General features: G+C 73.5%; 8 protein-coding genes and 1 riboswitch. All 8 genes read right to left on the bottom strand.

The genetic code is table 11. The features are described 5' to 3' along the window. Position 1: 1 nt before the first annotated feature. The 8 genes from cobI to IEY79_RS18925 all read right to left on the bottom strand — a co-directional run bounded on the left by cobI (position 2) and on the right by IEY79_RS18925 (position 12,177). Complete coding sequence (gene cobI / locus IEY79_RS18890; RefSeq protein WP_189108692.1) at positions 2–757, bottom strand: precorrin-2 C(20)-methyltransferase; 756 nt, start codon at positions 755–757, stop codon at positions 2–4. Next, on the bottom strand, positions 754–2,262 hold the full coding sequence (locus tag IEY79_RS18895; protein ID WP_373292577.1) for a cobyrinic acid a,c-diamide synthase CobB: 1,509 nt from the start codon (positions 2,260–2,262) through the stop codon (positions 754–756). The genes cobI and IEY79_RS18895 overlap by 4 nt, the downstream gene beginning before the upstream one ends. Further along, on the bottom strand, positions 2,259–2,858 hold the full coding sequence (gene cobO / locus IEY79_RS18900) for a cob(I)yrinic acid a,c-diamide adenosyltransferase (RefSeq protein ID WP_189108693.1): 600 nt from the start codon (positions 2,856–2,858) through the stop codon (positions 2,259–2,261). Before cobO ends, IEY79_RS18895 begins: the two co-directional genes overlap by 4 nt. Then, a complete protein-coding gene (locus tag IEY79_RS18905) occupies positions 2,858–4,915 on the bottom strand; it encodes a putative cobaltochelatase (protein WP_189108694.1) in 2,058 nt (685 codons plus the stop codon). Before IEY79_RS18905 ends, cobO begins: the two co-directional genes overlap by 1 nt. A 100-nt stretch (positions 4,916–5,015) precedes the next feature. After that, the gene (gene cobN, locus IEY79_RS18910; RefSeq protein WP_189108695.1) at positions 5,016–8,747 is read right to left on the bottom strand and encodes a cobaltochelatase subunit CobN; all 3,732 of its coding nucleotides are present in this window, start codon (positions 8,745–8,747) and stop codon (positions 5,016–5,018) included. Beyond that, positions 8,744–10,306 carry a cobyric acid synthase gene (locus tag IEY79_RS18915; RefSeq protein ID WP_189108696.1) on the bottom strand — a complete coding sequence of 521 codons (1,563 nt, stop codon included), beginning with the start codon at positions 10,304–10,306 and terminating at the stop codon, positions 8,744–8,746. The genes cobN and IEY79_RS18915 overlap by 4 nt, the downstream gene beginning before the upstream one ends. Beyond that, entirely contained in the window at positions 10,303–11,289 is a 987-nt protein-coding gene (locus IEY79_RS18920; RefSeq protein WP_189108697.1) for a cobalamin biosynthesis protein, read from the bottom strand. Before IEY79_RS18920 ends, IEY79_RS18915 begins: the two co-directional genes overlap by 4 nt. A 142-nt stretch (positions 11,290–11,431) precedes the next feature. After that, positions 11,432–11,507: riboswitch (cobalamin riboswitch) on the bottom strand. Between the two features lie 436 nt (positions 11,508–11,943). Continuing rightward, positions 11,944–12,177, bottom strand: coding sequence for a hypothetical protein (locus IEY79_RS18925; RefSeq protein ID WP_189108698.1), 234 nt, complete (start codon positions 12,175–12,177; stop codon positions 11,944–11,946). Positions 12,178–12,185 lie beyond the last annotated feature (8 nt).

Here is a 12,185-nt window from a genome sequence, read left to right on the forward strand (position 1 = left end):
CTCACAGCTTGCCCCCGCGCCCGCCGTCGCGCCGCGCGGGTGCGATGAGCGTCGAAAGATACGGCAGCGTCCCCTGTTCCAGTTCGGAGGCGGGGCGGATCGACTCCTCCGGCAGCCCCAGCGCCGACCCCCACACCGCGCCCTGCGTACGGCCGGTCTCCCGCAGCGCGGTGGCGACCTCACCGGCCAGCCGCCCGAACTTGTACGCCACCACGGTGCCCGGACCGTCCAGGGCGTCCTTCAGTACGGAGGCGCCCGCCGTCACCGGCACCAGCGTCAACGGCTCGGTGCCCTCGGCAAGAACGGCGCCGCCGCGTGCGGCCAGGTCCTGCATGGCGGTGATCCCCGGCACGGTCTCCACGACCGTGCCCGGTACCAACTCACCGATGGTCTGCGCGAGATAGGTGAAGGTCGAGTAGACGTTCGGGTCGCCGATCGTCGCGAACGCCACGCTTCCGTACGGATGCGCGCGCAGCAGCCCGGCGACGCGCTCGCCCGCCGCGTCCCAGGCGGCCTCACGACGGGCCCGGTCGGCGCGCTCGTTGAGCGCGAAGACCACACGCCGCACCTTCTCGGCACCGACGTGGTGCAGCACGGTCGCCTCGGCGCGGCCGGGCTCCCCGCCGTCCGTGCCGTCGGCCGCCGCCATGACGGGTACGACCACGACGTCCGCCTCCCGCAGGAGACGCACGCCCTTCACCGTTATCAGTTCGGGGTCACCGGGCCCCACCCCGATCCCGACGAGTCTGCCGCTCATGCCGTGCACCTTTCGACGAATCTCCGTGCCATGCCGGGCGCCGCCGCCCAGTGCGTATGCAGATAGCTCGCGTGCACGCCCCGCTGTACGAATCCCTCGACCCGGCGCTCCGGCCGCACGAGCCCCCACGCGGGCGCCGTACCGGCCCCCGGTTCGAGCACGGTCCGGTGGAACTCGTGCCCCCGCAGGCGCGTTCCGGCGGCGGCGAGGACGCTGTCCCCGACGGCGACGGCCTCCCGGTATCCGAGCGTCAGCCGCTCCGACATCCGCGCGTCGGCGCCGAGCACACCACACATCGGCGCCCCGTCCAGCGACCGCGCGAGATAGAGCAGCCCGGCGCACTCGGCGGCCACGGGGGCGCCGGAGCGGGCCAGTTCGGCGACGGCTCTCCGGAGGGGTTCGTTGGCCCCCAACTCGGCCGCGTACACCTCGGGAAACCCACCGCCGACGACCAGCCCCCCGGTGCCGGGCGGCAGTCGCTCGTCCCGGAGAGGATCGAAGACGACGACATCGGCGCCGGCGGCGCGGAGAAGCTCGGCGTGCTCGGCGTAGGAGAAGGTGAAGGCGGACCCCCCGGCAACGGCGACGACGGGCGCATCCAGCCCCTCCGGCGCCTTGAGCCCGGCGGGCCGATTCAGCCCCTCCGTCGTTTGAGGAGCGGGGTCCGGGGCGGAGCCCCGGTGGTGGGAAGGGGCGGGCAGGGGAACAGGCCCGCCGCGGGCGCCACCCCCCGCCTCCCGCACCGCACGCCCCGCATCCCACACCGCCACGTCCAAAGGCGGCGCACCGCGCGCCAACCGGAGCAACCCCTCCACGTCACACCCCACCCGCACCCGCTCCGCCACCCCCCGCACAACACTCGTCGCGTCCTCCCACCGCTCCGCCACCGGCACCAACCCCAGGTGCCGCGACGGCGTCTCGATCTCGGCCGCCCGCCGCAGCACGCCGAGCACCGGCACCCCCGACTCGTCCAGCGCCTCACGCAGCAACGCCTCGTGCCGGTCGGACGCGACCTTGTTGAGGATCACCCCGCCGATCCGCACCTCCGGGTCCCACGAAGCGAACCCGTGCACCAGCGCCGCCACCGACCGCGACTGCGACGACGCGTCCACGACGAGCACCACGGGCGCGCGCAGCAGCTTCGCCACCTGGGCGGTGGACCCGAGTTCGCCCTGTCCGGCGGCGCCGTCGTACAGCCCCATCACGCCCTCGACGACGGCCAGGTCACAGCCCGCCGCGCCGTGCGCGAAGAGCGGTCCGATCAGCTCCGTACCGCACAGATACGCGTCCAGGTTCCGGCCCGGCCGACCCGTCGCCAACGCGTGGTAACCCGCGTCGATGTAGTCGGGCCCGACCTTGTGCGGGGACACGGCGAGGCCACGCGCGGCGAAGAGCGCCATCAGCCCGGTGGCGACGGTGGTCTTGCCACTGCCGGACGCCGGCGCGGCGATGACGAGCCGCGGCACGGACACCGGCGAGACGGCGGAGACCGGGGCGGTGTTCACCACTCGATGCCCCTCTGCCCCTTCTGCCCCGCGTCCATCGGATGCTTGACCTTCGTCATGTCCGTGACCAGATCGGCGAGTTCGACCAGCGCCTCGGGCGCGTTCCGCCCGGTGATCACGACGTGCTGCGTCCCCGGCCGGTCCCGCAGCACCCGTACGACCTCGTCGGTGTCCACCCAGCCCCAGTGCATCGGGTACGCGAACTCGTCCAGCACATACAGCCGGTACGTCTCCGCCGCCAGGTCGCGCTTGACCTGCTCCCAGCCCTCGCGCGCCGCGTCCTCATTGGAAAGCTGACTGTCCCGCTGCACCCAGGACCAGCCCTCACCCATCTTGTGCCAGTCGACCGAACCGCCCTCGCCGCTCGCCCCCAGCACCTTCAGCGCGTGCTCCTCGCCCACCTTCCACTTCGCCGACTTGACGAACTGGAACACCCCGATCGGCCAGCCCTGCGTCCAGCCCCGCAGCGCCAGCCCGAACGCCGCCGTCGACTTGCCCTTGCCGATGCCCGTGTGGACGACGACGAGCGGGCGGTTACGGCGCTGCCGGGTGGTGAGCCCGTCGTCCGGCACGACCGCCGGCTGTCCCTGCGGCATCAGGCAACCCTCCTCTGCGCGCCCCCAGAAGCGCCCTGGGCGCCCCGCACATCCCTGACCAGCCCCGCGATGCTGTCCGCCCGCAGCTCGTCGAGTGTGACGGCCGTGCCGCCCAGCTCTCCCGCGAGCGCGACCGCCAACCCCAGCCGTACCGGCCCCGACTCGCAGTCCACGACCACCGACGCCGTGCCCTCGGCGGCGTGCAGCCGCGCCGCGCGGGTACCGAGCGCCACCGGATCGGCCCCGCCGGTCGCCCGCCCGTCCGTGACCACGACGAGCAGCGGGCGCCGCCCGGGATCGCGCATCCGCTCCACCCGCAGGACGTCGTGCGCCTTCAACAGCCCGGCGGACAGCGGGGTCCGCCCGCCGGTGGGCAGCGACTCCAGCCGTACGGCCGCCGCGTCGACCGAGGAGGTCGGCGGCAGCGCCAGCGTGGCGTCCTTCCCACGGAAGGTGATCAGACCCACCTTGTCGCGCCGCTGGTACGCGTCCAGGAGCAGCGACAGCACCGCTCCCTTGACGGCCGACATGCGCCGCCGCGCGGCCATCGACCCGGAGGCGTCCACCAGGAACAGCACCAGATTGCCCTCGCGCCCCTCGCGGGTCGCCTGCCGCAGATCGTCGCGCCGTACGACCAGCCCGCGCCCCGAACGGCCGCGCGCCCGCTGGTGCGGCGCGGCGGCCCGGACGGTCGCGGCCAGATGCAGTTTGGTCAGCGCGCCCCGTGGCCGCCGGGCCCCGGTCGTACGGCCGTGGTCGGTACGCGCCCGTGAACGCCGTCCTGCCGCGCCCTCACCGAGACCGGGCACGCTGAGCATCTTCGTACGGAAGGGCTCGGCGGCGCGTACGGCCGACTGTTCACCGCCCCCGGCGGGCCGGCCGCCCTGCCCCTCTTCGGGCCGCTCGGGGGAGTCCGCCGGATCGGCCGAACCCCCGGGTGCTTCGGGCGCTTCCGGCCCCTGCGGGCCGTCGGAGCCGTCCTGGGGCGGCTGCCCGCCTCCGGGCCCGTCGGGGTCCGGATCGTCGTCCGGCGAGTCGTCCTCGCCCCCGCCGAACTCCTCCAGCGTGTCGTCCAGTTTCTCCTCGTCCAGGCCGGGCGCGTCGAACGGATTGCGCCGCCTGCGGTGCGGCAGCGCCAGCAGCGCCGCCTGCCGCACGTCCTCGGCGAGCACGACCGTGCGCCCCGCCCACGCGGCGAGCGTCGTCGCGGTCCTGGCCATCACGATGTCGGCGCGCATGCCGTCCACCTCGAACGCGGCGCACGTCGCGGCGATCTGCCGCAGCGCCGCGTCGCCGAGCCGCACCTCGGGCAGCAGCGCCCGCGCGGCCACGATGCGGGCCCGCAGCTCGTTCTCCTCGTCGGCCCAGCGCGCGGCGAATCCGGCGGGGTCGTCGTCGTAGGCGAGCCGCCGCCGTACGACCTCCACCCGCAGATCGGGCTCGCGCGAGGCGGTGACCTCGACGGTGAGCCCGAACCGGTCGAGCAACTGGGGCCGCAGCTCGCCCTCTTCGGGGTTCATCGTCCCGACGAGCAGGAACCGCGCGGCATGACGTACGGAGACGCCCTCACGCTCCACGTAGGAGGCGCCCATCGCGGCGGCGTCCAGGAGGACGTCGATCAGATGGTCGTGCAACAGGTTGACTTCGTCGACGTACAGGATTCCCCGGTTGGCGTCGGCGAGAAGTCCCGGTTCGAAGGCCTTCACGCCCTCCGCCAGGGCCCGTTCGATGTCGAGCGCGCCGACCAGCCGGTCCTCGGAGGCGCCGACCGGCAGTTCGACCACCCGCGCGGGCCGCGAAGCCCCCGGCCCCGTCTCGTGCGGCCCGTCGGGGCATGCCGGGTCGGGAGCTCCCGGGTCGCAGGAGAAGCGGCAGCCCGCGACGACGGCGACGTCGGGCAGCACCGCCGAGAGCCCTCGTACGGCGGTGGACTTGGCGGTCCCCTTCTCACCCCGCACGAGCACCCCGCCCACGGCCGGGGACACGGCGTTGAGCAGCAGCGCGAGCCGCAGATCGTCCTGCCCGACGAGTGCGGTGAAGGGATACGGCGTACTCACAGTGCCTCCAAGGCATGGATCGGCGTGTTCGGCCCGTCCGGCGTTCGGGGGCGCGGCCCCGGGGCGGGGCCCCGGGAGTCCGCCCCGCGCGGCTCCGTGCTCACTCGCCGCCCCCCTCCAGATCGCCCTCCAGCTCCAGATACGCCGCGCGCAGCCGCTCCAGCGTCCGCTCGTCCGGTTCCGCCCACAGCCCCCGCTCGGCGGCCTCCAGCAGCCGCTCCGTGATGCCCCTCAGCGCCCACGGGTTGGACTGCCGCATGAACTCCTGGTTCTCCGGCGCGAAGACGTACTCGGCCGACAACTTCTCGTACATCCAGTCGTCCACGACGCCCGCCGTCGCGTCGTACCCGAACAGGTAGTCCACGGTCGCGGCCATCTCGAAAGCGCCCTTGTAGCCGTGCCGCCGCATCGCCGCCATCCAGCGGGGGTTGACCACCCGCGCCCGGAAGACCCGGTGCGTCTCCTCGCCCAGCGTCCGTGTCTTGATCTGGTCCGGCGTCGCGCTGTCACCCACATACGCCTCGGGCGACTCACCCGTCAGATGCCGCACCATCGCGACCATGCCGCCGTGGTACTGGAAGTAGTCGTCGGCGTCGACCAGATCGTGCTCCCGCGTGTCGACATTCTTCGCAGCCACCTTGATCCGCCGGAACGCGGTCTCCATGTCGCCGCGCGCCGCGCGCCCGTCGAGCCCGCGCCCGTACGCGTAACCGCCCCACACCGCGTACACCTCGGCGAGGTCCGCGTCCGACTGCCAGTTCCGCGCGTCGATCAGCGGCAGCAGACCCGCCCCGTACGCACCCGGCTTCGACCCGAAGATCCGCGCCGTCGCACGCCGGCGGTCGCCGTGCTCCGCCGTGTCCTGATCGGCGTGCGCCCGTACGTAGTTGGCCTCGGCCGGCTCGTCCAGCTCCGCCACCGCGCGTACCGCGTCGTCGATCAGCCCCACCACATGCGGGAAGGCGTCCCGGAAGAAGCCCGAGATCCGCACCGTCACATCGATCCGGGGCCGCCCCAGCTCCGCGGCGGGCACGATCTCGAAACCGGTGACCCGCCGCGACGCGTCCTCCCACACCGGCCGGCAGCCCAGCAGCGCCAGGATCTCGGCGATGTCGTCGCCCTGGGTGCGCATCGCGGACGTGCCCCAGACGGTCAGCCCCACCGACGCCGGATAGGCGCCCGTGTCGGCCAGATAGCGCGCGATCAGCGAGTCGGCCAGCGCCTGGCCCACCTCCCACGAAAGCCGCGACGGAATGGCCTTGGGGTCGACGGAGTAGAAGTTGCGGCCCGTCGGCAGGACGTTGACGAGCCCGCGCGTCGGAGACCCGGAGGGGCCCGCGGGGACGAAACCGCCGTCCAGGGCGCGCAGGATGTTGGAGATCTCGTCCGTCGTACGGGCCAGCCTCGGCACCACCTCGGTGGAGGCGAAGCCCAGCACGGCCACCGCGGACGCCAGTTCGTGCCCCAGGACCTCACCGACCAGCGGCGCCGCCGCCGTCAGCTCCCAGCCCCGCTCCTCCATGCCCTCCGCGAGCCGCCGGCAGAGCTGCTCCAGCAGATCGATCGCGTCCGCCGCCGACCGCGCGGGACCCGCCACCAGATCCGTCAGTTCGGCCGGCACCTTCACCGGCGCCCCCGGCTCGCCCAGCAACTCCTTCTCGACCAGCCCGAAGTGCTCCGCGAGGGCCGCCCGCAGGCCCGGCAGGGCGTTCGCCTCGCCGCCCCACACCTGCGAGGCCCGCAGCACGGCGAGCACCAGGTTGACCCGTGCCTCGCCCTCGGGGCCGCCGCCGAGGATGTGCAGACCGTCCCTGATCTGGACGTCCTTGATCTCGCAGAGATAGCCGTCGACATGCATGACGAACGAGTCGAAGTCGTCCTCGTCCGGCTGCTCGTCGACATGCAGGTCATGGTGCAGCTCGGCGGCCTTGACGAGCGTCCAGATCTGGGCGCGCACGGCCGGGGCCTTCGTCGGGTCGAGATCGCTGACCAGCGCGTACTCGTCGAGCAGTTGCTCCAGCTTGGCCAGGTCCCCGTAGGTGTCGGCCCGTGCCATCGGCGGCACCAGATGGTCCACGACCGTGGCGTGGCCGCGCCGCTTGGCCTGGGTGCCCTCGCCGGGGTCGTTGACGATGAACGGGTAGATCAGCGGCAGTTCACCGAGCACCGCGTCCGGGCCGCAGCCCGCCGACAGACCGAGGCCCTTGCCGGGCAGCCACTCCATCGTGCCGTGCTTGCCCATGTGGACGACCGCGTCCGCGCCGAAGCCGTTCCGGTCGGCCGCCGTCTCCAGCCACCGGTACGCCGCCATGTAGTGGTGCGACGGCGGCATGTCCGGGTCGTGGTAGATCGCGATGGGGTTCTCGCCGAAGCCGCGAGGCGGCTGGATCATCACCACAACGTTCCCGAACCGGAGCGACGCGAGCACGATGTCCTCGCCGTCCACGTACAGCGAGCCCGGCGGCTCGCCCCAGTGCTCCAGCATGCCCGCGCGGAGCTCCGGCTCCAGCGTGTCGAACCAGGCGCGGTAGTCGGCCAGCGGCACCCGCGCGGGCGCGACGGCCAGCTGCTCCTCCGTCAGCCACTCCACGTCGTGGCCACCGGCGCTGATGAGCCGGTGGATCAGCTCGTCACCGTTGTCGGGGTGCGCGTCCGCGCCGTCCCCCACCCGGTAACCGGCGTCGCGCAGGGCGTCCAGCACCCGCACCGCCGACGCCGGGGTGTCGAGACCGACCGCGTTGCCGACGCGTGAGTGCTTCGTCGGATACGCGGTGAAGACCACCGCCAGCTTCTTCTCCGCGTTCGGCATGTGCGCCAGCCGGGCGTGACGCACCGCGATCCCGGCGACCCGGCCGGCCCGCTCGGGGTCCGCGACGTACACCGGGACCCCGTCCGGGCCCTGCTCCTTGAAGGAGAACGGGACCGTGATCAGCCGCCCGTCGAACTCCGGGATCGCGACCTGCATCGCCGCGTCCATGGGGGACAGGGCGGCGTCCGACGCGTCCCAGGCGGCCCGTGACGACGTCAGACAGAGCCCTTGCAGGACGGGCACGTCGAGGTCGGCCAGTGCCCCGATGTCCCAGGCCTCGTCGTCCCCGCCGGCCGACGCGTCCGAGGCGACGGTGCCGCCGGCCGCGAGCACGGTCGCGATCAGCGCGTCCGCCGCGCCGAGCCGTTCGTAGAGGGCGGGATCGGCGCCGCGCAGTGAACCGCAGTACACCGGCAGGGCGTTGGCGCCCCGCTCCTCGACGCGGTCGCAGAGCACGTCCACGAAGGAGGTGTTCCCGGAGAGCTGGTGTGCGCGGTAGAAGAGCACCCCGACGGTCGGCCGCCCTTCCACGAAGGAGCGCTCACCGTGCACACCCCACTCGGGCATCGGGCGCGGCGCCTCGAACCCCTCCCCGGTCAGCAGCACGGTGTCGGAGAGGAACCGTGCCAACTCCGCCAGATTCTCCGGCCCGCCCTCGACCAGGTAGCGCAGCGCCTCGGCCACCACACCGGCGGGCACCGACGAGTCGGCCATCAGCTCCGCGTCCGGAACGGACTCCCCGCCCAGCAGCACGGTCGGTATGCCGGACGCGGCGAGCGCGGCGAGCCCGTCCTCCCAGGCGCGTTTGCCGCCGAGGAGACGCACGACGGCGATCCGGGCCCCGGCGATCAGCGCGGGCAGGTCGTCGGCGGCGTCGACCCGGGTCGGGTTGCCGATGAGGTACGGCGCCCCGGAGGCGCGGGCGGCCAGCAGATCGGTGTCGGCGGTGGACAGCAGCAGGACGGTGTTGCCCCGCCCACCGCTCCCGTCGCTCACGGTGGTCGCGTTGCTCACGGTGGTCATGGCGCTCCAGGTGCGATGAAGGGAAGTCCTGACGGGGCGCCCGACTCGATCAGCCGCAGCAGCGCGTCCGTGTCCGCGTGTTCTTCGATCAGGTCGCCGAGAAGGTCGAGTTGCTCCTCGCGCAGGGCGGCGAACGAGGTGTCCGGGGCGGGTACGAAGCGCCGCCCGGCCGCGCCGGCGACCTCGCGAAGGAAGGCGCGCCTGAAGCCGTCGCTCTCCAGCGAGCCGTGCCAGTGCGTGCCCCACACCTGGCCCGAACGGCATCCGTCCAGACGGCGGCCGGCGCCGTCGACGAGGAACGGATCGCCGCCTTCTACGGAGGCGACGCCGTGGTGGATCTCGTAGCCCTCGACGTGCTCGCCCAGGGCCTCGCCGACCGGCCGGGCCAGGGTCTTCTCGCGGGCGAACTTCACGCGGACAGGCAGCAGTCCGAGCCCGTCGACCGAGCCCGCGCGGGACTCCACGTCGTCCTCGATGTGCTCGCCGAGAAGCTGGTAACCGCCGCAGACACCGAGCACGGGGCGCCCTTCGGCGGCTCGCCGCAGCAGCGCGTCGGCGAGACCGCGCTCGCGCAGCCAGGCCAGCGCGCGCACCGTGCCGCGCGTACCGGGGACGATCACCAGGTCCGCGTCCGTGATCTCGTCGGCCCGGTCCACGAACCGCACCACCACGCCCGGTTCGGCCGCCAGCGCGTCCACGTCCGTGAAGTTGGACATCAGCGGCACCGCGCAGACGGCGACCCGCAGGACGTCCTCTCCGTACGGAGGGGCCACCACCGACTCGCGTACGGCGCCGCGCAGCGAGACCCGCAGCCCGTCCTCCTCGTCGATGCCCAGACCGTGCCGGAAGGGCAGCACACCGTACGTGGCACGGCCGGTCAGCCCGCGCAGCATCTCCAGCCCCGGCTCCAGCAACGACACGTCGCCCCGGAACTTGTTGACGAGATAGCCCGCGACCAGTGCCTGGTCCCCGGGGCTCAGCAGCGCCGTCGTACCGAAGAAGGAGGCGAAGACACCGCCCCTGTCGATGTCGCCGACCACGACGACCGGCAGCCGGGCCGCCCGCGCGACGCCCATGTTCACGATGTCGGTACGCCGCAGATTGATCTCCGCCGGACTGCCCGCGCCCTCGCAGATCACCGCGTCGTACGTACGCCGCAGCTCCTCCAGACACTCCACGACGGTGCCCAGCAGGGTCTCCTGGCGGCCGGGCCCCGCGCCGTCGCCGTGGTAGCCGCGGGCGCTCAGCTCGCCCACCGGCCGCCCCATCAGGACGACTTGACTGCTGCGGTCGCTGCCCGGCTTGAGCAGGACGGGGTTCATCAGCGCCGTCGGCTCGACGCGCGCCGCCTGTGCCTGCATCGCCTGTGCCCGGCCGATCTCGGCGCCCTCGCGCGTCACGAACGAGTTCAGCGACATGTTCTGCCCCTTGAAGGGCGCCACCTTCATGCCCCGGCGGACGAGCCAGCGACAGATACCGGCCGTGACGACGCTCTTCCCGGCGTCGGACGTCGTCCCGGCGACGAGCAGACCGCCCCCGCGTCTCCCTTCGCGGCTCATCGGCCCCTCCTCCTCAGGAGATGGCCGGCCAGCAGCCGCCCCGCCACGCAGACCCCGAGCGCCAGCACACCCACCCGGCGCGACAGTCCGACCGCCCGCTCGATGTCGGCCACCTCGACCGGCCGCCCACCGCCGTTCAGCACCGGCCGGTGCTCGACCCGCCCGCCGTACGCGAGGGTGCCCCCGAGCCGTACACCCAGGGCGCCCGCGAACGCGGCTTCCACGGGGCCCGCGTTGGGGCTCGGATGACGGCCCGCGTCGCGCCGCACCGCCCGCAGCGCCCGCGCGGGCTCGCCGCCCGCCACCGCCGCCAGCGCCGCCGTCAGCCGGGCGCCCGGCCAGCCGGCCGCGTCGTCCAGCCGCGCCGACGCCCAGCCGAAGCGCAGATGGCGCGGCGACCGGTGGCCGACCATGGCGTCCAGGGTGTTGACGGCGCGGAACGCGACCAGTCCGGGCACCCCGCCCAACGCGCCCCAGACCAGGGCTCCCACGACGGCGTCCGAGGTGTTCTCGGCGACGGACTCCACGACGGCGCGGGCGATCTGCCGCTCGTCCAGTTCCTGCGGGTCCCGCCCGCACAGACGCGGCAGCCGCTCCCGCGCCACCTCGACGTCCCCGGCCGCCAGCGCCCCGCCGACGGCGCGGGCCTCGCGCCCCAGCGACGTACCGCCCACCACGGTCCAGGTGACGGCGGCGGTCAGGGCCACCGAGGCGGCCGTACGGCGCCGCAGCCCACGCGCCACGAGGGCGGCCGCCCCGGCCGTACCCCCCGCGCACACGACGGCGTGCAGCGCGCCCCAGCCCCGGTGGTCATGCCACAGCAGGCGCTCAACGGCGCCCGCGGCCCGCCCGAAAGCGGCGACCGGATGGCCGCGCCGGGGATCGCCGAAGAGCCGGTCGGCGAGGAGACCGGCGGTGGCGCCGTACGCGAAAACGCTTCCCTGGGCCGGTACTTCGCGGCCCGCCGAATACTCGGCACGCATCGCTCAGCCCGCCGATACGCCTCGGGACGCTCTCGGGGTTCTCGTACTCGAAGGTCTGAACGCGACAGCTGAACCGCAGCCGGGCATGGCGACTTGTCCTCACTCAGGGTCCGCGCCCTGGTTCGACGTGATGCGGCGACAAGAGTTCCTGGCTCCCGGGGACATGGCTGTCCCCGGTCACAGTGGCGGGACCGCGCCGGATTCGCACCGGCTTCCTCTCGCTGTCGCCGTATTGGCCTCGGCAGTCCACCACGCGTGCGAATTCCCGTCAACCAGGCTTTGACCTGCGGCGGGGCAGTGTGCTGAGGCCCACACGGCGGGGGCGGGAGACAACGCGATCAATCAGGAATCCGCAGCGTCGAACGCGACGGCCGGTGGGCGCACGGTTACACGTACGAGTACAACTCCCTGGACGACCCGTCGCTGTTCGAGCCGGAGGAGAGGCGCCCCTACGTGCTCGCGAGGCGGTCGCACGGCCGGATCGCCGTCGCCGGCTCCGGCGCGCGGGCGTTCGCCCACACGCACGCGGCGACCGACGAGGTGTACCGGGCGGTGCGCGAACCGCGCTGACGCGCGAACGCGGTGGAGGGGGTGGCCCGTGACGTACGGGCCACCCCCTCCACCATGTCCGGCCGGGGTCCGGCCGGGGTCCGGTCAGGCGACGATCATGTAGATCCCGTACGACACGGCCGCCAGGCACAGACCGAAGCAGACGTACGCGCCGGTGCGGGCGACGGCGACGGAGCCGGTGCCCGTGGTGCCGGCCCCCGCGGGTGGCGCGCTCTTCGAGAGCCCGACGATGCCCAGGGTGAACAGGCCCACCAGGGCGACGGTGGTCACGAGACTGACGCCGAAGACGGAGCCGAGCGCCGCCCAGTCGATGTTCATGCTGAAAG

Origin of the sequence: Streptomyces camponoticapitis (assembly GCF_014646115.1) — a bacterium.
Lineage (GTDB): Bacteria > Actinomycetota > Actinomycetes > Streptomycetales > Streptomycetaceae > Streptomyces > Streptomyces camponoticapitis.